Source organism: Mesorhizobium sp. WSM4833 (genome assembly GCF_055811095.1).
Genome location: NZ_JBVVQG010000002.1, coordinates 61138 through 82911, shown reverse-complemented (window position 1 = coordinate 82911; position 21774 = coordinate 61138). Strand labels below are relative to the sequence as shown.

The window sequence follows — 21774 nt, the reverse complement described above, 5'->3', positions numbered from 1 at the left end:
GGGCCGTGACCCAGTTGATAAGCCCGTCTGCGAAAGGAGCGCCTGAGTCGAGATGACCGTTGCGATCGAGATGGGACAGACGACCGCAGGCGCCCCGGCGAAGCTGGATCTCGAGGAACTGCTCGCGACGCGCCTTTTGGTGCAGGGCAATTCGGGCTCCGGCAAGTCGCATCTGCTGCGGCGCCTGCTGGAGCAGAGCGCGCCCTGGGTGCAGCAGACCATCATCGATCCCGAGGGCGACTTCGTTTCGCTGGGCGACCGTTACGGCCATCTGGTGATCGATGCCGAGCAGCATACCGAGCGCGGCCTGCAGGCGGCAGGCGAGCGGGCGCGCATGCATCGCGTCTCCACCGTGCTCAATCTCGAAGGGCTCGACGCCGAGAACCAGATGCGGCGTGCCGCCGCCTTCCTCGGCGGGCTGTTCGAGGTCGCCCGTGACCACTGGTACCCGATGCTGGTGGTGGTGGACGAGGCGCAGCTGTTCGCGCCGGCGGTGGCCGGCGAGGTTTCCGACGAGGCGCGAAAGCTCTCGCTCGGCGCGATGACCAATTTGATGTGCCGTGGCCGAAAGCGCGGGCTGGCCGGCATCATCGCCACCCAGCGGCTGGCAAAGCTCGCCAAGAACGTCGCCGCCGAGGCGTCCAACTTCCTCATGGGCCGCACCTTCCTCGATATCGACATGGCGCGTGCCGCCGACCTTCTGGGCATGGAGCGGCGCCAGGCGGAGGCGTTTCGCGATCTGGAACGCGGGCAGTTCATGGCGCTCGGCCCGGCGCTGTCGCGCCGTCCGCTGGGCCTGCGCATCGGCCCGACGGATACGAGCCCGCGCAACGGAACGCCGCGGCTGATGGCGATGCCGGAAGCAGCACTCGAGGATGCACGCGCGATCATCCTGGCGGCGCCGCCGCCCGAAACGGTGCGCACGCCGCGCCGCCCGGCGTCGCCGGACCTGCTCGACCAGCTGATGGCGGCGAAGTCGGCGGCCTTGGAAATCCGCCCCGAACCGGCGGAGCCGCAAGTCAGCGCCGAGGATCTGGCCGAGCGCCGCGAGCGCGTCGACCGTGTGCTGCGCGCCATCCTGGCGCAGCCCGACGCCGGTTTTCGCGTGATCGGCGTGCTCTATCAGGAGTTCGTGGTCCGCTGCCGCATCGAAGGCCTGGCCTCGGTCGTGCCCGACCTGCCGGAGTTCCGCCGCATGCTGACGCGCGCCCGGGCCGGCCTTGGTTCAGAGACGACACAGGACGACGCATGGCGGGACGTTTCCGTCCGCGCGTCGCTGCTGCCCGACGACATGCAGGGCGTATTCATGATGATTGCCCGCGCGGCGAAGGAGGGCTGGCCTTGCCCGAGCGACGCCGCGATCGCCCGCGCCTACGGCTCGCACTCGCTGCGCCGCGCCCGGCGCCTGTTGACCTATATCGAGGAGCAGGGCCTCATCGTCTGCCAGCTCGACGGGACAGGCCGGCGCACCGTGACCCTGGTCGAATTGGCCTGGGCCACCGCACCGGGAGATCCGAATGCCGAGGAGGTGGAGCAGGGGAGCCTGGCGCTGTGAGGCGGCGCGGGTGCTTTGAGCGGATGTGGCCATAGGCTTTTTCAGTCACCGTCATCGCGACAAATTTCGGATGGCAACCGTGAAATCGCCGACGGCGAGATGCGTCATGCAGGCGCTTGCGTTTCGATGGCGCTCACCGGTTCGCCCCGATCACCCACTGTTCCTGATCGACGAGCGTGCCGGTCATCGGCCCGGCAGCATCCGAAAGCAGGAAGACGGCGAGGTTGGCGATATCGCTGGTCGAGAACAGGCGGCCGAAGGGTTGCGAGGCGTTGGCGGCATCGAGCCAGCCCGGCCCGTTGCCCAGCGTGTCGGCTTGCATGACGCGTTCGGCCGGCGTGTCGGTCCAGCCGACATTGATGCCGTTGACGCGGATGCGATCGAAGCGATGGGCGTTGGCGGCGTTTTTGGTCAGCGTGGCCAGCGCGCCCTTGCTTGCGGAATAGACGGCGAGCTCCGGCGAGCCGCAATGGGCGTTGATCGACAGGATGTTGACGATGGCGCCGCGCTCTCCGCGCTTCTTCATGTCGGCGATGGCCGCCTGCATGAGGAAGAACGGCGCCCGCGCGTTGACCGCAAACAGCGAGGCCCAGCCGTCGAGATCGGCATCGAGGAACGAGGCCCGGTCGGTCAGCCCTGCGGCGTTGACCAGCGCATCGATGCGGCCGAAGCGCTCGATGCAGGCTTGCGCCAAAAGGGCAGGGGCTGCCGGGTCGGCGAGGTCGGCGGCGACGAAAACCGTCGGCGTGCCGAGCCGCGAAAGCTCTTCCGCAACGGCATCGCCGCGCGTCTTCTGGCGCCCGGTGACGAGCAGGCCGCCGGCGCCGCAGCGCGCCAGCGTCTCGGCGATGGCGCGGCCAATGCCTTGCGTCGAGCCGGTGACCAGCGCCACCTTGCCGTTGAGTTGGAGCTCCATTCCTCTTCCCCGCCTCGCATCTGATTTCAGGCTAGCGCGGCGCGATCGTTTTACAATACGGAAATTGGAAATCTTGGAGTGGAGGTTGTTGGCTATCGCGCTGCGTGGGGCCGGCGGGAGCCTGCCCCAATGTCGTGATTCCCTACGTAGCGGAGGCCGTCGCAAAGACCCTAGTGGACCGTGATGATGCCCTCGACGGCCCGCCATTCCGAAGGCTGGATGAGCCGGTGATGAGCAACGCGAACCGAATGGAGCGGACCATCGAGTTCGCGCTCCCAATATTGGAGAAAACCCTTGAGTTCGGGAAAGGCCGGAGCGAGATCATAGTCCTGCCAGACATAGAGCTGAAGCAGGCTTGGATGATCGGGCAGGTAATAGTGGATTTCGGCCGTCGTCAGGCCATAACCTTCCATTTGCAGGCGGAATTCGTTGCTGACCGTATCGGCCATGTCTTTCTCCTTCTCCGCTGAGGCATCCAGCCGGCGGGCATTTGTGTTGAACCCGCCCAATGCCGGGCCGGGCCGGTCGGTTCTATCGACCCTCTTCAAACAACGCCGCGAGAAGCTCGCGGGTTCCGAAAATAGCCACGCCATAACAGTGCCTTGGCGCTCTTTCTTGTCGAATATAAAAATTTTTGCGCTGGTCTCTTGAAACCGAAAAACGGCAAAACTAGCTCGATATGCGCCGCGATGCCTGACGAAGGGTCGCGGCGTTCCGCACCGGTCCGATATTGCCGGTTCGGTGCGGAGGAACCTCAAAACCTGTTTGTCCACGAGGAGAACGACATGGCGTTCCGTCCATTGCATGACCGTATTCTGGTCCGCCGCCTTGAAGCCGAGGAGAAGACCTCCGGCGGCATCATCATCCCCGATACCGCAAAGGAAAAACCGCAGGAAGGCGAAGTGCTCGCCGTCGGTCCCGGCGCGCGCGACGACAGCGGCAAGCTTGTCGAACTCGATGTCAAGGTCGGCGACCGCATCCTGTTCGGCAAATGGTCCGGCACCGAGATCAAACTCGACGGCGAGGACCTGCTCATCATGAAGGAGAGCGACGTGATGGGGATCATCGATGAGATCGCCGAAGTGAAGAAGGCCGCCTGACGGCTTCTTGTATCCAACCAGTCAACGAATGCTGCCTAGATAAAGGAGTGATCCAATGGCTGCCAAAGAAGTGAAATTCCATACCGAAGCGCGCGAGAAGATGCTGCGCGGCGTCGACATCCTTGCCAATGCGGTGAAGGTGACGCTCGGTCCCAAGGGGCGCAATGTGGTCATCGACAAGTCGTTCGGCGCGCCGCGCATCACCAAGGACGGCGTCACCGTCGCCAAGGAGATCGAACTGGAGGACAAGTTCGAGAACATGGGCGCCCAGATGGTGCGTGAGGTGGCGTCCAAGACCAACGACCTTGCGGGCGACGGCACGACGACCGCAACGGTGCTTGCACAGGCGATCGTCAGGGAAGGGGCCAAGGCGGTTGCCTCGGGTATGAACCCGATGGATCTGAAGCGCGGCATCGACAAGGCGGTCGATGCGGTGGTCGCCGAACTGAAGACCAATGCCCGCAAGGTCACTCGAAACGACGAGATCGCGCAGGTCGGCACCATCTCCGCCAATGGCGATGCCGAAATCGGCCGCTTCCTCGCTGAGGCGATGGAGAAGGTCGGCAATGAAGGCGTCATCACGGTGGAGGAGGCCAAGACCGCCGAGACCGAACTCGAAGTCGTGGAAGGCATGCAGTTCGATCGCGGCTACCTCTCGCCCTATTTCATCACCAACCAGGACAAGATGCGCGTGGAGCTCGACGAGCCCTATGTGCTGATCCACGAGAAGAAACTCTCCAATCTGCAAGCGATGCTGCCCGTGCTCGAAGCCGTGGTGCAGTCTGGCAAGCCGCTCCTGATCATCGCCGAGGATGTGGAGGGCGAGGCGCTTGCCACGCTGGTCGTCAACAAGCTGCGCGGCGGCCTCAAGGTCGCGGCCGTCAAGGCGCCGGGCTTCGGCGACCGCCGCAAGGCCATGCTGGAGGACATCGCCATTCTCACCGGCGGCACCGCGATCTCGGATGATCTCGGCATCAAACTGGAAAATGTAACGCTGCAGATGCTGGGCCGCGCCAAGAAGGTGGTGATCGAGAAGGAAAACACCACCATCGTCGATGGTGTCGGCCGCAAGGAAGAGATCCAGGGCCGTGTCGCACAGATCAAGGCGCAGATCGAGGAGACCACCTCCGACTATGACCGCGAAAAGCTGCAGGAGCGGCTGGCCAAGCTCGCAGGCGGCGTTGCGGTGATCCGGGTCGGCGGCTCGACCGAGGTCGAGGTCAAGGAGCGCAAGGACCGTGTCGACGACGCACTGCATGCAACCCGCGCGGCCGTCGAGGAGGGCGTGCTGCCCGGCGGCGGCGTCGCCTTGCTGCGGGCGGCCAAGGCGCTCGATGCCGTGCAGACCGACAATGCGGACCAGAGGACAGGTGTCGACATCGTGCGCCGTGCCATCGAAACGCCGGTCCGGCAGATCGCCGAGAATGCCGGCGCCGAAGGCTCGATCATTGTCGGCAAGCTGCGCGAGAAAAGCGAATTCGGCTGGGGCTGGAACGCCCAGACCAATGAATTCGGCGATCTCTTCGGCCAGGGCGTTATCGACCCGGCCAAGGTGGTGCGCACCGCCCTCCAGGACGCGGCATCGGTCGCCGGCCTGCTGGTGACCACGGAGGCGATGGTGGCCGAGAAGCCGAAGAAGGAAGCCGCCGTCCCGGCAATGCCCGCCGGCGCCGGCATGGACTTCTGAAGTCGCGGCCCAATCCGCCCGCTCCCCTGGCGGGGAGCGGGCGTCAGTCGAAGAGAGAGTGGAGGTAAAGATGGATGCAATGGCTGGCCTCGGATCCGTACCGGCTCCTACGCATCAAGCGAAGGAATTCCTGGCCTATGAAACAGAATGCAGGAACGTGCTGAAGCCGCTGCTGGCAGGGCTGCTCGACATGGCTGAAGCCGCCGGCTGGAACCGGCGAACCGCGGCGTCGGCACTGATGTTCCTCGCAGCGCAGCAAGTGTCGGCAACATCCGAGGTATCCGCCGGCAGCGGCTGAACGGAAATCGGCCAGTCCCTTCACCTATCCGCGGCGGGCCGTGCTTCCCGGTGTTCGGCCCGCTGCAGGCTCTGAACAATCGAGAGGAGGTACAAGCCATGAATCGCGGGCAATTCGAGGAACCGGTCACACTTCTGGTCGGAATGGGCTTTCCGAGGATGATCGACAGCGTGATGGAAGCCTATGCACTGCTGCAGGACTGGCCGAGCGCCGGCCGCAACGGCGCCCATGCCATCGCACTCAACGCTTGCAAGGCGGGCATCGTCGGCGAAATCGATCCGGAGACGGTGCGGGCCACGCTGGTCAGCTTCGCGCGCCGCCACGACATACTGGTGCCTGACATGGTTACGCCGCTCGCGACGGCGGCGGGTGGTGCGCTGCGCACCAGCTGAACTACGATGACGGCGCTGCATCAGCGCCTGAACACGCTGTTCTTGCGATAGGCCAGGCGCCCACCGGACACGTTGGAATTCCGTTTCGGGCGGTAGTGTTCTCGTTGGTCAGTCGAGCGAACGCGTCAGCAAGACTGACCTGTTCTGCCCGAATAGCGCCTCTGAGCGCGCCCTTCCGGTTAAAAAAGTATCATCCATTGTCTTGAATCGTGGTGGCGCCTGTTGTCATGAGCCGGTACCGTGGCTCTTGAAATGCAGAGCCGAAACCAATTCGGCCGGTTTAGGGAATTGGGCCGAACGCGGCAAATATCCGTGCCGGCCGGGAGGAAACGGACATGGAACCGGACCTGGAAGTTGTCCAGATACGACGCGGGGAGTCCTTCAAGGCGTGGTCGCATGGCTACCCCTTCCATACGGTGCGCTGGCACTTCCATCCAGAATATGAACTGCATCAGGTAATCTTCACCAACGGCCGCTATTTCGTCGGCGACTTCATCGGCGAGTTCGAGCCGGGCAATCTGGTGCTGACGGGGCCGAACCTGCCGCACAATTGGGTCAGCGACATCCCCAAGGACAGCTCGATCCCGCTGCGCGGCCGCATCATTCAGTTTTCCGAAAGTTTCATCGGCGATGCCATGCATGTGCTGCCGGAGCTGGCGGGGCTTGCGGCTCTGCTCGAGGCGTCGCGGCGCGGCGTGCTGTTTTCCAACCGCACCAGCAAGGCGCTGGCGCCATTGATGGAAGAGATGATGCAGGCGCAGGGCGTGCGCCGCATCGAGCTGTTCATGATGATCGCCGGCCTGCTAAGCCGCGCCCAGGAATTCCAGCTGCTGGCCAGCGCCAGCTATCGGCCCGATCCGTCGGGCTACATGACCGCCGGCATGAACAAGGCGCTCGCCTATATCAGGGAGAACCTGACGCAGCTGTTCGACGAGGCGGATCTCGCCGCCATCGCCGGCCAGTCGACCGGGGCCTTCTCGCGCTCGTTTCGCCGCCACACCGGCATGTCGCTGGTGCAGTACGTCAAGCGGCTGCGCATCAATCTCGCCTGCCAGATCCTGATGAGCGACGAGCAGGCCTCGATCACCGACATCTGCTACGAGGTCGGCTTCAACAACCTGTCCAATTTCAACCGGCAGTTCCTGGCGGAGAAGGGCATGCCGCCCTCGCGCTTCAGGCGCCTGCTGGCCGACAACATCAACGCGGGAAAAGCCGCTTAACGGAGGAGCCAGGGAGGAACCAAGGGAGGATTTTTCTTTTGCATGACGGACGTGAGCCGCGTTGAGCGGTTCGCGATGGGGAACGCTTGTCTCGAATTCCTCCGTCGGCGGAGGACGTCGGCGCGGCTCGAAAGTCCAGCGCCGGACCCTGGTTCCCCTGCAGTTGGGGCGAGGGTGGATGGGTGTCTTCAGACCACCAAAGCAGTCAACGACCTTCTTACAACATATCCAGAAACGGAGAAGACCGAATGACCAAACTTTCAATTTCATTGAAGTCCACTGGCAAGTCCGCCGGCATGGCAGCGCTTGCGCTGTCGCTGCTGGCAGGCACCGCCGCTATCGCCAAGGCAGCCGAAGTCACCGACGCCACCGTCGCCTTCCTGATGCCTGACCAGGCCTCGACCCGTTACGAACAGCATGATTATCCCGGCTTCGCCGCCGAGATGAAGAAGCTATGCCCGGGCTGCAAGGTGCTCTACCAGAACGCCGATGCCGACGCCTCGCGCCAGCAGCAGCAGTTCAACTCGGTGATCTCGCAGGGCGCCAAGGCGATTGTGCTCGACCCCGTCGACTCGACCGCCGCCGCCTCGCTGGTCAAGCTGGCGCAGAGCCAGGGCATCAAGGTCATAGCCTATGACCGGCCAATCCCGACAGCGCCGGCCGACTTCTATGTCTCGTTCAACAATGAAGGCATCGGCAAGGCCATCGCCGATTCGCTGGTCGAGCACCTGAAGGCGCTGAAGGTCGATCCGGCCACCGGCGGCGTTTTACAGATCAACGGTTCGCCGACCGACGCGGCGGCCGGCCTGATCAAGAAGGGCATCCATGCCGGCCTCGACAACAGCGGCTACAAGATCCTGGCCGAATACGACACGCCGGAATGGGCGCCGCCGAAGGCGCAGCAATGGGCCGGCGGCCAGATCACCCGCTTCGGCCCGAAAATCCTCGGCGTGGTTGCCGCCAATGACGGCACCGGTGGCGGCGCCATCGCGGCCTTCAAGGCGGCCGGCGTCGATCCGGTGCCGCCGGTGACCGGCAATGACGCGACGATCGCGGCACTGCAGCTGATCATCGCCGGCGACCAGTACAACACCATCTCCAAGCCGAGCGAGATCGTGGCGGCGGCCGCCGCCAACATCGCCATCAAGCTACTTTCTGGCGAGACGCCTAAGGCCGAGATGACGCTGTACGATACGCCCTCGCAGCTGTTCACGCCGGCTGTTGTGACGCAGGAAAACCTGAAGGCCGAGATCATCGACAAGAAGATCAACACCGCGGCCGAGCTCTGCGTCGATCGTTACGCGGAAGGCTGCAAGAAACTGGGCATCGGGAACTGACCGCGACCCTTGCCCGCTCCGCTGCCTGGCCACCCGCGCGGTGGCCAGGCAGCGCTCATGCGAAATTTTTGAACCGGTTTTGAAAGGCTTCCTGGCATGACCGATACCTCGGACGAACCGGTTCCGGCAGGCGAGCTGGTGCTCAGCCTGCGCGGCGTTTCGAAGAATTTCGGCGCCGTTTCGGCGCTCACCGACATCGATCTCGATGTCCATGCAGGCGAAGTGGTGGCGCTGGTCGGCGACAATGGCGCCGGCAAGTCGACTCTGGTCAAGATACTGGCCGGCGTGCATCAGCCGAGCTCGGGAACCATCAGCTTTCGCGGCAAGCAGGTGACACTTGCAGATCCGAGTGCCGCGCTGACGCTCGGCATCGCCACCGTGTTCCAGGACCTGGCGCTGTGCGAGAATCTCGACATCGTCGCCAACATCTTCCTTGGCCGCGAACTCAGCCCGCTGCGGCTGGACGAGGTGGCGATGGAAGTGCGCGCCTGGACGCTGCTCAACGAGCTTTCGGCGCGCATCCCGAGTGTCCGCGAAGTGGTCGCTTCACTGTCGGGCGGCCAGCGCCAGACGGTGGCGATCGCGCGCTCGCTGCTGCTCGAACCCAAGCTCATCCTGCTCGACGAGCCGACGGCAGCGCTTGGCGTGGCGCAGACGGCGGAAGTGCTCAATTTGATCGAGCGGGTGCGCGACCGCGGCCTCGGCGTCGTCATCATCAGCCACAACATGGAAGACGTGCGCGCCGTCGCCGACCGCATCGTCGTGCTGCGGCTTGGCCGCAACAACGGCATCTTCTCGCCCGATGCCTCGAACCAGGAACTGGTCAGCGCCATCACCGGCGCCTCGAACAATTCGGTGTCGCGGCGCGCCGAGCGCAGGCAGGCCAGGCAAGACCAGACCCAGGAGCCACGCCCATGAGCCGCGAAGCCGAAGCCGCCCCCGTGCCGCCGCAGCTCGACCGCGCCGATGTGCGCGTCAAGCACGAGGCGGGGATTGGCGGCGCCATCCGCCGGTTCTTCGACCGGGTCCGCTCGGGCGATCTCGGCTCGCTGCCAGTGATTGTCGGGCTGGTCATCATCTGGACGGTGTTCGCCAGCATCAACCCGATCTTCCTGTCGAGCAGCAATCTGGTCAATCTGCTGTTCGATTGCTCCACCGTCGGCGTCATCGCGCTCGGCATCGTCTGCGTTTTGATGGTCGGCGAGATCGACCTGTCGGTCGGTTCGATCAGCGGCTTTGCCTCGGCCATGGTCGGCACGCTGTGGGTCAACCAGGGCTGGCCGGTGGCGCTCGCGATTCTGGCCGCTGTTGCCGTCGGCGGCTTCATCGGCGCCCTCTATGCGCTGCTGTTCAACCGGCTCGGCATGCCGAGCTTCGTCTCGACGCTGGCCGGCTTGCTGGCGGTGCTTGGCCTGCAGCTCTACATCCTCGGCTCGACCGGCTCGATCAACCTGCCCTACGGCTCGAACCTGGTGAATTTCGGCCAGTTGCTGATGATGCCCAAACTCGTCTCGTTCGCTCTGGCGGCCGTGCCGGGCATCGTCATGCTGATCACCGGCCTGCGCACCGTCGCGCGCCGCCGCGCCGCGAACCTATCGGCGCCGTCGACCGGCGGGCTCGTCACGCGCGCGGTGGTGATTACGGTCATTCTCGAGCTCATCGTCTTCTATCTCAATCAGGCGCGCGGCATTCCGTGGATGTTCGGCCTGTTCGTCGGCCTGGTCATATCGATGCACTACGCGCTGACGCGGACCAAATGGGGCCGCTCTATGTCGGCGGTCGGCGGCAACCGCGAGGCGGCGCGGCGCGCCGGCATCAATGTGCGGCTGATCTATTCCAGCGCCTTCGTGCTGTGCTCGATGCTGGCGGCTTTCGGCGGCGTGCTGTCGGCGGCCCGCCTTGCCTCGGCCAGCCAGCAGGCCGGCACGGGCGACGTCAACCTCAACGCCATCGCGGCGGCCGTCATAGGCGGCACCAGCCTGTTCGGCGGCAGGGGCAGCGCCTATTCCGCACTGCTCGGCATCATCGTCATCCAGTCGATCGCCAGCGGCCTGACGCTGCTCGATCTGTCCTCGTCGCTTCGGTACATGATCACCGGCGCCGTGCTTGCCATCGCGGTCATCGTCGACTCGCTGGCACGCCGCTCGCGTGTCTCGCATGGCCGGGCCTGAACCCATCAACAGGAAGCAAGACATGAGCCAAGAACTGTCCGGAAAAGTTGCCGCCGTCACCGGTGCCGCGTCAGGCATCGGCCTCGAATGCGCCAGGCATATGCTGGCGGCCGGCGCCACCGTGGTGCTGGTCGACCGCGCCGAGGCGACGCTGAACAAACTGTGCGCCGAACTCGGCCCCAAAGCGATCCCGCTGGTGATCGACCTGATGCAGCCGGCAAGCGTCGCCACCATGATGCCGCAAATCCTGGAGAAGGCCGGCCAGCTCGACATCTTCCATGCCAATGCCGGCGCCTATGTCGGCGGCGAGGTGGCGACCGGCGATCCCGACGTCTGGGATCGCATGCTCAACCTCAACATCAATGCCTGCTTCCGTTCGATCCAGGCGGTGCTGCCGCACATGATCGAACGCAAGACCGGCGACGTCATCGTCACCAGTTCGATCGCCGGTCTGGTCCCGGTGGTCTGGGAACCGATCTACACGGCCTCCAAGCACGCCGTGCAGGCCTTCGTCCACACGGTGCGCCGGCAAGTCGCCAAGCACGGCCTGCGCGTCGGCGCCGTGGCGCCCGGCCCGGTGGTGACGGCACTGGTCGACGACTGGCCGAAGGCCAAGCTCGAAGAGGAACTCGCCGCCGGCGGCCTGATGCAGCCCCGCGAGGTGGCCGAAGCGGTGATGTTCATGCTGACCCGGCCGCGCAATGTGACGATAAGGGATTTGGTGATTTTGCCGCAGAGCAATGATCTCTAGGGGGAGTAGGGGAGTAGGGCAGTAGGGCAGTAGGGCAGTATGATTGCTCTGCCGTTCAATGCCCGGGCCCGAGCCAAGCCACCATCTCCTATTCCCGTACTGCCTTACTGCCCTACTGCCCTACTCCCCTACTCCCCTACTGCCTTAAACCGAAGGTTTCCCCCAATGTCCCACTTCCTCGGCATCGACGTCGGCACCGGCAGCGCGCGGGCCGGGGTGTTCGACCACATGGGAAACCTGCTTGCCTCGGCCAAACGGGACATCGAGGTCTGGCGCGAGGCCGGCGACATTGTCGAGCAGTCGAGCAACGACATCTGGCGGGCGGTTTGCGCGGCCACGCGTGAAGCGGTCGCGCAATCGGGCGTGGCGCCCGAGGCGATCGCCGGCATCGGCTTCGACGCCACCTGTTCGCTGGTGGTGCTGGGCGAGGGCGGCGTACCGTTGGCTGTTGGCCCGTCGAGAAATCCCGAACGCAACATCATCGTCTGGATGGATCATCGCGCGGTCGAGCAGACGCGCCGCATCAATCGCAGTGGCGAGGCGGTGCTGAACTACGTCGGCGGCGTCATCTCGCCGGAGATGGAAACGCCGAAACTCTTGTGGCTGGCCGAAAACCTGCCCGCCACTTTCGACGCCGCCTGGCAGTTCATGGACCTCGCCGATTTCCTCACCTGGCGGGCGACCGGCAGCCTTGCCCGTTCGGTCTGCACGGTGACCTGCAAATGGACCTATCTGGCGCATGAGAGCCGCTGGGACGAGACGTATTTCCGCAAGATCGGCCTCGGCGCGCTGGCCGACGAGGCATTCGCGCGCATCGGCACCGAGATCGTGCCGGCCGGTGCCGCACTCGGCGGCGGATTGACCGCGCAGGCAGCAGCAGACCTTGGTCTCAACCCCGGCACCGCGGTGGCGGCTGGGCTGATCGACGCGCATGCCGGGGGCGTCGGCACGGTCGGCGCGCGCGGCGATTTCGGCAGCGTGCTGTCGCGCATGGCCTATGTCTTCGGCACCTCGGCCTGCACAATGTCGTCGACCGCCGAGCCGGCCTTCGTCGACGGTGTCTGGGGTCCGTATTTCTCGGCCATGGTGCCGGGCCTGTGGCTGAACGAGGGCGGCCAGTCGGCAGCTGGTGCTGCGATTGATCATCTGGTGCGCATGCATCCTGCAGCCGGCGAAGCGACCGCCAAAGCGCAAGCCGAGGGGCTCAGTCTCAGCGCCTGGCTGTCGCTGCAGGCGCAAAGCCGCAATGGAGCCGCGGCCACGCCGGCCCTGGTCGGCGGCATCCATGTCGTGCCGGAGTTCCTCGGCAACCGCGCGCCCTTCGCCGACCCGGACGCGCGCGCGCTGATTGCCGGGCTCAATCTCGACACCAGCCTCGACAGCCTGGTCGGGCTCTATGTCGCCGGGGTCTGCGGGCTGGGCTACGGCGCGCGCCAGATCGTGCGGGCCGAGCATGACAAGGGCATTCCCGTCGACACCATCGTGGTCAGTGGCGGCGCCGGCCAAAGCCCGCTGGTGCGCCAACTGCTGGCGGACACCACAGGCATGGTGGTGGTGGCCTCGACCTCGCCGGAACCGGTGCTGCTCGGCTCGGCGATGCTGGGCGCGGTCGCCGCCGGTGCCTACAAGGATCTGGCGGCGGCGATGGCCGGCATGTCGGAACTCGGCGAGGTCTATCATCCTGACCCTACGTTGGCCGGCTGGCATGCCAAACGCTTCGCGGCGTTCGAATTGCTGCAGCAGGCGGGCAAGGCCATCCGAGGCTGAAGCGCGCGGCTTCTGTCCGGCTTTGTCAGGAGCGTAGCGAACACCGCTTGGCGGTTTAGCTGGAAGCTGGCAGCTTTGTTCTGTCGTGGACCCTCCAGCAGCACGCGACGAGGGGCAAGGCGACAGGACCAGGAGGCCCTAATGGTGGACGAAGCTAAACCGCCGCTACCATTCGCATCGGATGAGGTGCCGTGGACGGAATGGTCCGACGTGCCACGCTTCGGCCTGCGCTACCGGCATTTGTCGCTGGCCGCCCTTGGCGAAAAACACCGTGTCGGCGTGGCAATCGAGGAGCTTCCGGCTGGCAAGCAGTCCTCGCCGGCGCATTACCATATTTTCGAGGAAGAGCATGTCTTCATCCTCGAAGGGGCGCTTACCGCGTATGTCGGCGACGCGGCCTATGCAATGAAGGCCGGCGACTACATCTGCTTTCCCGCCGGTGCCGCGGCGGGGCATTGCCTGATCAATACCAGCGACGCACTGTGCCGCTATGTCATCGTCGGCGAGCGCAACCCGAATGAAGTGGTCGTCTACACCGCCTCCAACAAGGTGCTGGTGCGCGCCCTGGGCCGCCGCGCGATCTTCGATCTCGCAGCCATCCAAACTTACTGGGACGGCGAGAACACCGGCCTTACCGCCGGCGATCCGCTGCCGTCGGATGTGACGGCCGGTGTCACCAAACCCCCAGCCGCGCCGATCCCGCCGATCGCCAGCGATGCTGTCGAATGGAAGGTCGAGGGCGAAGGTCCGCGGTTCGGCGGCCGGTCCAGGCACCTGACTTATGCCGCGCTGGGACGCTCCGACTATCATGTCGGCATGCTGATCGAAGCGCCGGCGCCCGGCATGCGCTTGGCGCCCCGGCACTATCACATGCTGGAAGAGGAGCATGCGCTGATCCTGGAAGGGCAGGTGACGCTGCTGCTTGGCGAGGAGCGCCACGAAATGAAAGCCGGCGACTATGTCTGCTTTCCGGCCGGCCTGGCGGTCGGGCATTCCTTCCTCAACAGCGGCACGGGGCCGTGCCGCTACCTGATGATCGGCGAGAAAAATCCCAACGAGGTCTGCGTCTATCCAGATTCCAACAAGATGGCGGTCGACGCCTTGCGCCGGCGCGACGGCATTTTCGACATGGGAGCGGTGAGGCGGTACTGGGACGGCGAAGAGATGGAGTAGCCCCCGGCTTCACAGCTCCTTCTCCGCCAACTCCCTGAATTCGTCGGGAACCGAGCGCGCCGCCTCCAGTGCCACGGTGCCGTAGCCGACCGCCTGTTTGCCGAAGCGCTCGCGGATCTTGTCGATGGCGCGATCGGCGTCGAAGCGTGCTAGGCCCTTCTTCGTGCCGGGCCGGCGCCTCTCGTCGGCGAGGCCAAGCGGCAGGTCGAGCTGCAACTCGAAGCTTTCCTCAAGATGCGAGACCGAGATCGCCAGCAGCGAGATCATTTTCTCCTGTGGATTGTCGGCAAGCACGCCGCGCACCAGATCGCCGGCGATCTCGGCCAGCATCGCGGTCGCCGAGATCGGCTGGTCAAGCGTGATCGAACGGGTGACGACGCGGAGATCGGCAAAGCGCACGCGTACCGTCACCGTGCGGCCGGGCCTTGCCTTGGCGCGCAGCCGACTGGCGACGCGGTCGGCCAGATGCAGCAGTGTCGGCACGATGACCCGTGCCATAGCCGGCTTCTGGCCAAGCGCCGATTGGGCGCCGGCCGAATGCGCGCGGCGCTTCGTCTCCAGCTTTCGCGGGTCGCGGTTCCAGGACAGGGCGGCGAGCTTTTCGCCGGCGGCGGGACCGAGCAGGCGCGTCAGCGCGCCGCCATGCGTCCTGGCCAGTTGACCGATGGTCTCGACGCCGATCTCGGCCAGCCGCGCCCTGGTCGCCGGGCCGACGCCCCACATCAGTCCGACCGGCAGATCATGCAGGAAGGCGAGTTCGGTGCCGGGTTCGACGACCACCAGCCCGTCGGGTTTGGCGACCTGCGAGGCGATCTTGGCCAGATGCTTGGTGCGCGCCACGCCGATCGAGATCGGCAGGCCGAGTTCGGCCCGCACGCGGCGGCGGATGGTTGTCGCGATCTCCTGCGGCGAGCCGAACAGATGTGTGCAGCCGGCGACGTCGGCAAACGCCTCGTCGATGGAAATGCGCTCGACTACAGGCGTAAAATCGTCGAGCACCTTGATCGCCGCATCGCCCAGCCGCTGGTAATGGCTGAAATTGCCGCCGACGAAGATCAAATGCGGGCAGAGTTCGCGCGCCTTGCGCCCTGGCATACCGCCACGCACGCCGAAGGCGCGCGCCTCATAGGAAGCGGCGAGCACGACGCCGCCGCCCACCGCGATCGGCTTGCCGCGCAGCGACGGATCAAGCAACTGCTCGACAGAGGCGTAGAAAGTGTCGAGATCGGCATGCAGGATGGTGGCTGTCGTTTCCATCGACCGCACATCCGCAGTTGCTGATAGATTGGAACAAATAAAGAACAAAGATGGATCGTTGTCAAGCGAAGGGCGATTGGGTGCGGCAACAGCCATGCCGGTTCGGCTTGAACGCAACCGCCTAGACACTATGCTCCGCTCGCAGCGCCGCTTTCATCTTTTCCAGCGCTGCTTCGCCGCCTGCCGCCAACTGGTCGGTAATCCTGGCCAATCTCTCGTCGGCCTTGCGGTGCTTGCTGCCCCAGGCGCCGAGCGTCGCCAGCACCGGCAATAGGTCGATGCCTGCTTCGGTCAGCCGGTAGACCGTTCTCAAGCCATGCGTCGGGTCGTCGCTTCTGGTGAGGATGCCTTCGTCCTGAAGCGTTTGCAGTCGCTCGGCCAGCGTGCGCGAGGAGATGCCTTCGTCGGATTGCAGGAATTCGCGAAAGTGCTTTTTCCCGGCGAAGACCATGTCGCGGATGATGAGCAGCGTCCAGCGGTCGCCGATGAGTTCGAGCGACAGGTTGATCGGGCAGTCGGATTTTTCGCGCGTCGCCATCTATGGTTCCATTTCTAAATCACTTTACTATTGACATCGTTTTGGCCTTGCGTCAACAGTTCCAAATGTAAACTGTTTTGCGATAGCGGTGAGGAGAATGACGGTGAAAAAGCTGGTCCTGCAGATGCAGATGTCGGTCGACGGCTTTGTCGGCGCCACCGAGGATCATTCCTGGCAGCTCTGGGAGTGGGGTGACGAGAGCGCCTGGGACGATGAGCTGAAGCAGGACTTCAACGCTGTCTTCACAGGCGTCGATACCATCCTGCTCAGCCGCAAGATGGCGCAGGAGGGCTATCTCACCCATTGGGGCAATGCCGCCAAGAAGTTTCCGCACGATCCGTTCTACGCCTTTGCGCAACGCATCGTCGACGCCCGCAAGGTGGTGCTCAGTGATAAGCTCAAGCAATCGGCCGGGGAGCCGGTCTGGGAGCGCACGAGCGTGGCCAGCGGCGACCTGCCGCGCGAAGTCAATGCGCTGAAAGCGGGCGAGGGCGGCGACATGGCCGTGTTCGGCGGCGCCGGTTTCGCGTCGGCGCTGATCGCGGCCGGGCTGGTCGACGAGTTTCAGCTTTTCATCAACCCGGCGGTGCTGGGTGCGGGCCGCCGGATTTTTGATCAGGGCGGTTTTAGAAACCTGCGGCTGCTCGGCTCGAAGGCCTATGACTGTGGCATGGTGGTCAGTCGCTATGCACCGGCGGGGTGAGGGGGACCTCCATCTTCTCCCTGCTCACTTCGCATCGTGAAAAATAATCCCGACCGTGTGGCGCATGCCTGAGCGCAGCCGGCTGACGCCATGACGCAGGTTGACGCGGTAATTGCCTTTGGTGCCCTGCACCGGCCGGTTGTGGACGGCGAAGACAACGGCGTCGCCCTGGCGCAGCGGCACCACCTCGACCCGGCTCTGCATACGCGGCCGCTGCTCGGTCAGCGCGAACTCACCGCCGGTGAAATCCTGGCCCGGTTCGGAGAGCAGGATCGCCACCTGCAGCGGAAAGGCGAGGTCGCCATAGAGATCCTGGTGCAGGCAGTTGAAGTCGCCAGGCACATATTGCAGCAGCAGCGGCGTCGGCCGCGTCTGGCCGGCGGCATGACACTGATCGAGAAACGCGGCATGCGTCGCGGGATAACGCATGGCCTGCCCCATCCGCTCGTTCCACCGATTGGCGACCTCGGCCAGCCTGGGATAGAGCGCGCTGCGCAGGCCGCCCAGAAGGTCGGGCAAGGGATAGCGGAAATAGCGGTACTCGCCCTTGCCGAAGCCGTGCCTGGCCATATGGATGTGGCTGCGGAAATGCTCTTCTTTGGGATAGAGGCCGGCGATCTCCCGGCATTCTTCAGGCGAGAGCAATTTCTCGATCACCGCGCAGCCGAAGCCGTCGAGTTCGGCTGCAAGGGCGGGCCAGTCGTAACCGGCGACACGCGTCCGAGCAGCTTCAACCGCCGATGCGGCAACCCTGGCATGGGCATTCATATCGTAGCCTCCTTATCGATCAGAGCGCGCTTGCGCTCGACGCCCCAGCGGTAGCCCGACAGCGTGCCGTCGGCGCGGACAACACGGTGGCAGGGAATGCCCAGCGCAATCGCGTTGGCGGCACAGGCCGTCGCCACGGCACGGGCGCCGTCCGGCTGGCCGAGGCGCTGGGCCAGCGCGGCGTAGGTGATGGTGGCGCCGCAGGGGATGCCTCGGAGCGTCTCCCACACGCGCTGCTGGAATGGCGTGCCGCGGCGCAGGTCGAGCGGCAGGTCGAGGCCGACGCCAGGCATTTCGATGAAGCGCGCGATTGCCGCAAGATCGTCGCGCAAGGTGGCCCCGTCTTCGACCAGTAGCTTGCCCGGGAAGCGATGGCCAAGATCCCGCTCCAGCGCGTCGGCGTCCGAGCCGATCAGGATGGCGCAGACGCCGATAGCGCTGCGTGCCGCCAGGATTTTACCGATCGGGGATTCGCCGATGGCGTAGGTCATGATATCGAGGGCGGCGAGCTTGGTGGCTGTCGCCGGAATATTGGTTTGTACGAGGTTCATTGCCTTCACTCCTTTGTCTGTGCCTGAACCCTAGCCACGTGCTGATTGGCGCTCACTCCGATGCTTGCTTTCAAATTCGAATCTCCAAGGCAGGTGCTCTACGGCGCCGTAGAGCGCTGATTTGGATCATTGGCACTTCGCCTGAGGACGTCATGCGACACGGGTGACGGAAATTTCGCCCAGCACGAACACTTCGCCTGATGACAGGCGCAACTCAACCTCGCCGGTTGCGGTGCGGCTCCATTCGGCTTTGCCATCATCGACCATCTGGCCGATGGCGGTCATCACCCATGATTTCGCGTCAGGGGCGCGGCGGCTGCCGGCAGCTTGGGTCTGGATGTTCGCATCGGTGGTGGGAGACCTTGCCATCGCGCGCATTGCCGGTCCTCGTCAGGCCCGCACCGACCGGTTGGCGTTGTCGGACGCTGCCTCGCGGTCGAGCAGCGCGCGCTTGCGCTCCGCGCCCCAGGCGTAGCCGGAAAGTGCGCCGTCCTTGCGGATGACGCGGTGGCAGGGAATGGCGACGGCAAGATTGTTGGCGGCGCAGGCGGCGGCGATGGCGCGGGTCGCCTTAGGTGCGCCTATGCGATGCGCGATCTCGGCATAGGAAACCGTTTGGCCGGCGGGGATGGCGCGCAAGGCCTGCCAGACGCGCTGCTGGAACGCCGTGCCGCGGACGTCGAGCGGCAGGTCGAGGCCGAGCGCCGGAGCCTCGACGAAACCGACGACGCGGGCGACCAGCGCCTCGTAGTCGCGGTCGCCACCGATCAGCCGTGCCCTGGGGAAACGATCCTGCAGGTCGCGCACCAGCGCGTCGGGATCGTCGCCGAGCAGGATCGAGGCGACGCCCTTTTGGCTGGACGCGACCAGGATGGTGCCGAGCGAGGTCTCGCCAACGGCGAAGCGGATCTCTTCATGGGAGCCGCCGGCGCGATAGCGCGTCGGCGTCATGCCGAGCATACCAATGGATTTCTCATAGAAACGCCCGCTCGAATTGAAACCGGCATCGTAGATCGCAGCCGTCACGCTGGTGCCGTCTTCCAGGCCCTGGCGGACCCTGGCGGCGCGGTGCGCGGCGGCATAGTCCTTCGGCGTCAATCCGGTGACCGCCTTGAAGATGCGGTGGAAATAACCGGCGCTGCGGCCGGCGGCATCAGCCAATTCAGCGAGCGAGGGTTCTTCCTCGCTCTGCTCGATCCTGCGGCAGGCAGCGGCGACCATCGCCGCGTTGCCGGCCTTGAGCGACGGGCCATGTGGATCGCAGCGCCGGCACGGGCGAAAACCGGTCGCTCTGGCCTGGTCCAGCGTGTCGTGCAACTGCACATTTTTCGGATTGGCGCGCCGAGACGGACAGGAAGGCCTGCAATAGACGCCCGTCGTCGCCACGAATACCAGAACTCGCCGTCGGCGGATTTGTCGCGCGCGACGATGCGCGCCCAGCGCGGATCGTCGGTGATTTGCAGCGGCGCGGATTTCAGATTCTTGGCCAGGGTGATGAACATGACCGCATTGAAGCCACCACAAGCCGGCCCCGCCACCCGTTTCCTGACAAGTGCCTGGAGAACCTCACTTGCCTTTCCCAATTTGGGAAAATCCTCTTGTTCCCAATTTGGGAATTTGCTATATCAGGTCATGCAGATAATTGCCAAGAAGGCGCTGAAGGATTTTTGGGCAAAACACAATCAGGCCGAAGCTCCTTTGACGGCTTGGTATGTGGCTGTCGGGAATGCTGATTGGAAGACCCCGGCTGACGTCAAGGATGCGTTTGGAGCGACAGTTGATTTCGTCGGTGACAATCGCATCATTTTCGACATTAGCGGCAACAAGTATCGTTTGATTGTCCACGTCGCCTACAAGTTTCACCGCGTTCTGATCAAATTCGTCGGCACGCACAAAGAGTATGACAAGATTGATCCGGAGAAGGTGTGATGGAAAACATTCGACCCATTAAGACCGAAGCCGATTACGATTGGGCGATCGCCGAAATCACTAAATATTTCGAAAATGAGCCGGAGGTCGGCTCTCTCGATGGTGACCGGTTCGACGTTCTCGCAACCCTGATCGAGGCTTATGAGGATAAGCACTACCCGATTGAAGCACCGGATCCCGTTGAAGCCATTCATTCGCACATGGAACTGTTCAACCTGTCGCGGAAGGCGCTGGCCGAGGTGATCGGATCATCACCCCGGGCGACCGAGGTGTTGAACAAAAAGCGCGCACTCACCCTGGATATGGTCTTCAAACTGAACAAGGAATGGAAAATTCCCGCCGAAGTCCTCGTGCAACCCTATCACCTTGCAAATGACAGGGGCCGCAGGCGCGCCTAACATGCCCCGATTCTCCTAAGCCGCGCGTTTGGGCTCCACCGCGAACGGGCTGAGGCCGAGCCAGGTCTGCATCTTCCTGCCGATGGCCTGGTCGCCGGTCAGGGCAACCCTGGCGCCGGCCTTCTCGACGGTCAGCACTCCCATCCAGATCGCCGTCATCGTGTGCAGGTCGGTCGAGACGTAGAGATCGACATCGAAGCCCGGATCGTACCAGCACAGATCGACCTCGCCGTGCTTCTCGACGATCAGCCACCACGAGCGTTTGGATGACGGCAGGTCCCGATACAGGAATTGTATCACCGTGCGCCCTTCAGGCAGCGGCGAGGGGTTTAGATTGCGCCGCATGTCCCACATCAGCAGCGACGGATCGAGGTTCTTCAGCGACAGCCGGGACTCGACCCATTTCTGCCCCCAGAAGCCCATCGCCTCGACGACAGGACGCAAATCCCGGCCGGCTTCCGTCAGCCGATATTCGAATATGCCTTTTTCGCCCGGCACTTCCTTGCGCTCGACGATCCCGGCGATCTCAAGTTCCTTCAGCCGTTGCGACAGAAGGGTGGGCGACATTTTGGGGACGCCGCGGCGAAGATCGTTGAAGCGGGTCGAGCCGGCCACCAGTTCACGCATCAGCACCATGGTCCAGCGGGTGCACAGCACCTCAGCGGCCATCGATAGCGGGCAGAATTGTTTGTATCCGTGCTGGCTCATGATTGGTGCCTCTCCCTCAAACCTGACCGAATATTAGGCCTTCATGAATGAAGCGGCCAGTACGGAAACTGTACTGCCCCGGTACAGATCGCGGACTGGTTGGCGAGGGTCCTGCCATGCGAGCCTTTTGGCCGGTTGCACGGGATACGCCTGTGCACCGCAACCAGGAGACCACCATGACCGCCTACGTTATCGCAGACATCAAGATAAACGACCCGCAGTGGGTGCCGGCTTACGCCGCCTCGGTGCACGATCTCGTCCACAAGCATGGCGGCAGATATCTGTCGCGCAGCGGCAATGTGAAAACGCTTGAAGGCAAGCCGCTCGATACCACGCTGATCGCGCTGATGGCGTTCCCGTCGGAAGCGGCGGCGCGCGCCTTCACCACCGATCCTGCCTACGCGCCCTTCGTCTCGGCCCGTCAGGACGGCAGCGACAGCCGTTTCCAGATGATCGACAACACCGATCTGGCCGGAACGATCCCGTATCTGCCGAAGGGATGATCCTTTTCGGTAGCCGTTACATCAATTTCGGGATCTCCAAGCAACAACAGCC

24 protein-coding genes and 1 pseudogene are annotated in these 21774 nt (G+C 64.3%); 16 read left to right on the top strand and 9 right to left on the bottom strand.

Annotation, left to right across the window (positions count from 1 at the left end; translation table 11 throughout):
* The first annotated feature begins 52 nt into the window (after positions 1 to 52).
* Complete coding sequence (locus AC0L2D_RS03555; protein WP_013530715.1) at positions 53 to 1555, top strand: ATP-binding protein; 1503 nt, start codon at positions 53 to 55, stop codon at positions 1553 to 1555.
* Between the two features lie 133 nt (positions 1556 to 1688).
* Here the strand turns inward: AC0L2D_RS03555 and AC0L2D_RS03550 are convergent, their stop codons facing one another.
* Together AC0L2D_RS03550 and AC0L2D_RS03545 are read right to left on the bottom strand one after the other, a co-directional pair.
* A complete protein-coding gene (locus AC0L2D_RS03550) occupies positions 1689 to 2471 on the bottom strand; it encodes an SDR family oxidoreductase (RefSeq protein WP_473540363.1) in 783 nt (260 codons plus the stop codon).
* Between the two features lie 170 nt (positions 2472 to 2641).
* A complete protein-coding gene (locus tag AC0L2D_RS03545; protein ID WP_084015824.1) occupies positions 2642 to 2920 on the bottom strand; it encodes an usg protein in 279 nt (92 codons plus the stop codon).
* 336 nt (positions 2921 to 3256) lie between these two features.
* Here AC0L2D_RS03545 and groES point away from each other — a divergent pair, with 336 nt between their 5' ends.
* The 11 genes from groES (at position 3257) to AC0L2D_RS03490 (ending at position 14367) form a co-directional block, all read left to right on the top strand.
* The gene (gene groES, locus AC0L2D_RS03540; RefSeq protein WP_013530718.1) at positions 3257 to 3571 is read left to right on the top strand and encodes a co-chaperone GroES; all 315 of its coding nucleotides are present in this window, start codon (positions 3257 to 3259) and stop codon (positions 3569 to 3571) included.
* A 55-nt stretch (positions 3572 to 3626) separates the two neighbouring features.
* On the top strand, positions 3627 to 5258 hold the full coding sequence (groL, locus tag AC0L2D_RS03535; RefSeq protein ID WP_064993929.1) for a chaperonin GroEL: 1632 nt from the start codon (positions 3627 to 3629) through the stop codon (positions 5256 to 5258).
* A gap of 70 nt (positions 5259 to 5328) precedes the next feature.
* Complete coding sequence (locus AC0L2D_RS03530) at positions 5329 to 5556, top strand: hypothetical protein (protein WP_013530720.1); 228 nt, start codon at positions 5329 to 5331, stop codon at positions 5554 to 5556.
* A gap of 98 nt (positions 5557 to 5654) precedes the next feature.
* The gene (locus tag AC0L2D_RS03525) at positions 5655 to 5948 is read left to right on the top strand and encodes a DUF982 domain-containing protein (protein WP_064993928.1); all 294 of its coding nucleotides are present in this window, start codon (positions 5655 to 5657) and stop codon (positions 5946 to 5948) included.
* A 335-nt stretch (positions 5949 to 6283) separates the two neighbouring features.
* Positions 6284 to 7168: an AraC family transcriptional regulator gene (locus AC0L2D_RS03520; protein WP_013530722.1), complete on the top strand. Its 885-nt coding sequence runs from the start codon at positions 6284 to 6286 to the stop codon at positions 7166 to 7168.
* Between the two features lie 248 nt (positions 7169 to 7416).
* A complete protein-coding gene (locus AC0L2D_RS03515) occupies positions 7417 to 8505 on the top strand; it encodes an ABC transporter substrate-binding protein (RefSeq protein WP_013530723.1) in 1089 nt (362 codons plus the stop codon).
* A 96-nt stretch (positions 8506 to 8601) separates the two neighbouring features.
* Positions 8602 to 9423 carry an ATP-binding cassette domain-containing protein gene (locus AC0L2D_RS03510; protein ID WP_024501653.1) on the top strand — a complete coding sequence of 274 codons (822 nt, stop codon included), beginning with the start codon at positions 8602 to 8604 and terminating at the stop codon, positions 9421 to 9423.
* Positions 9420 to 10676, top strand: a complete 1257-nt coding sequence (locus AC0L2D_RS03505; RefSeq protein ID WP_013530725.1) for a sugar ABC transporter permease — start codon at positions 9420 to 9422, stop codon at positions 10674 to 10676. The genes AC0L2D_RS03510 and AC0L2D_RS03505 overlap by 4 nt, the downstream gene beginning before the upstream one ends.
* Before the next feature lie 22 nt (positions 10677 to 10698).
* Positions 10699 to 11427 (top strand): SDR family oxidoreductase, encoded by a 729-nt coding sequence (locus AC0L2D_RS03500; RefSeq protein ID WP_473540362.1) that lies wholly within the window; start codon positions 10699 to 10701, stop codon positions 11425 to 11427.
* A 165-nt stretch (positions 11428 to 11592) separates the two neighbouring features.
* Positions 11593 to 13194: an FGGY-family carbohydrate kinase gene (locus tag AC0L2D_RS03495; RefSeq protein ID WP_473540361.1), complete on the top strand. Its 1602-nt coding sequence runs from the start codon at positions 11593 to 11595 to the stop codon at positions 13192 to 13194.
* A 141-nt stretch (positions 13195 to 13335) separates the two neighbouring features.
* Positions 13336 to 14367: a cupin domain-containing protein gene (locus AC0L2D_RS03490; RefSeq protein ID WP_473540360.1), complete on the top strand. Its 1032-nt coding sequence runs from the start codon at positions 13336 to 13338 to the stop codon at positions 14365 to 14367.
* Positions 14368 to 14376: 9 nt separating this feature from the next.
* Here AC0L2D_RS03490 and dinB read toward each other — a convergent pair whose 3' ends face one another.
* Both dinB and AC0L2D_RS03480 read right to left on the bottom strand, forming a co-directional pair.
* Complete coding sequence (gene dinB, locus AC0L2D_RS03485; protein WP_473540359.1) at positions 14377 to 15624, bottom strand: DNA polymerase IV; 1248 nt, start codon at positions 15622 to 15624, stop codon at positions 14377 to 14379.
* A 121-nt stretch (positions 15625 to 15745) separates the two neighbouring features.
* On the bottom strand, positions 15746 to 16162 hold the full coding sequence (locus AC0L2D_RS03480) for a winged helix-turn-helix transcriptional regulator (RefSeq protein ID WP_473540358.1): 417 nt from the start codon (positions 16160 to 16162) through the stop codon (positions 15746 to 15748).
* Positions 16163 to 16265: 103 nt separating this feature from the next.
* Here AC0L2D_RS03480 and AC0L2D_RS03475 point away from each other — a divergent pair, with 103 nt between their 5' ends.
* On the top strand, positions 16266 to 16865 hold the full coding sequence (locus AC0L2D_RS03475) for a dihydrofolate reductase family protein (protein ID WP_275952640.1): 600 nt from the start codon (positions 16266 to 16268) through the stop codon (positions 16863 to 16865).
* Positions 16866 to 16889: 24 nt separating this feature from the next.
* Here the strand turns inward: AC0L2D_RS03475 and AC0L2D_RS03470 are convergent, their stop codons facing one another.
* The 4 genes and pseudogenes from AC0L2D_RS03470 to ada form a co-directional block, all read right to left on the bottom strand.
* On the bottom strand, positions 16890 to 17633 hold the full coding sequence (locus AC0L2D_RS03470; protein ID WP_063168578.1) for a 2OG-Fe(II) oxygenase: 744 nt from the start codon (positions 17631 to 17633) through the stop codon (positions 16890 to 16892).
* The gene (locus AC0L2D_RS03465; RefSeq protein ID WP_473540357.1) at positions 17630 to 18184 is read right to left on the bottom strand and encodes a methylated-DNA--[protein]-cysteine S-methyltransferase; all 555 of its coding nucleotides are present in this window, start codon (positions 18182 to 18184) and stop codon (positions 17630 to 17632) included. The genes AC0L2D_RS03470 and AC0L2D_RS03465 overlap by 4 nt, the downstream gene beginning before the upstream one ends.
* A 150-nt stretch (positions 18185 to 18334) precedes the next feature.
* On the bottom strand, positions 18335 to 18562 hold the full coding sequence (locus tag AC0L2D_RS03460; protein WP_013530734.1) for a hypothetical protein: 228 nt from the start codon (positions 18560 to 18562) through the stop codon (positions 18335 to 18337).
* 12 nt (positions 18563 to 18574) lie between these two features.
* Positions 18575 to 19686 (bottom strand): annotated as a pseudogene (gene ada, locus AC0L2D_RS03455) (bifunctional DNA-binding transcriptional regulator/O6-methylguanine-DNA methyltransferase Ada).
* Between the two features lie 130 nt (positions 19687 to 19816).
* On the opposite strand from ada, the gene AC0L2D_RS03450 reads away from it, so the two are divergent.
* Positions 19817 to 20113, top strand: coding sequence for a type II toxin-antitoxin system HigB family toxin (locus tag AC0L2D_RS03450; RefSeq protein ID WP_013530736.1), 297 nt, complete (start codon positions 19817 to 19819; stop codon positions 20111 to 20113).
* Complete coding sequence (locus AC0L2D_RS03445; RefSeq protein WP_024501642.1) at positions 20113 to 20511, top strand: helix-turn-helix domain-containing protein; 399 nt, start codon at positions 20113 to 20115, stop codon at positions 20509 to 20511. The genes AC0L2D_RS03450 and AC0L2D_RS03445 overlap by 1 nt, the downstream gene beginning before the upstream one ends.
* Positions 20512 to 20526: 15 nt before the next feature.
* Here AC0L2D_RS03445 and AC0L2D_RS03440 read toward each other — a convergent pair whose 3' ends face one another.
* Positions 20527 to 21219: a winged helix-turn-helix transcriptional regulator gene (locus tag AC0L2D_RS03440; RefSeq protein WP_473540356.1), complete on the bottom strand. Its 693-nt coding sequence runs from the start codon at positions 21217 to 21219 to the stop codon at positions 20527 to 20529.
* Positions 21220 to 21395: 176 nt separating this feature from the next.
* Here AC0L2D_RS03440 and AC0L2D_RS03435 point away from each other — a divergent pair, with 176 nt between their 5' ends.
* Positions 21396 to 21722: a DUF1330 domain-containing protein gene (locus AC0L2D_RS03435; protein WP_013530739.1), complete on the top strand. Its 327-nt coding sequence runs from the start codon at positions 21396 to 21398 to the stop codon at positions 21720 to 21722.
* The last annotated feature ends 52 nt before the right edge of the window (positions 21723 to 21774 follow it).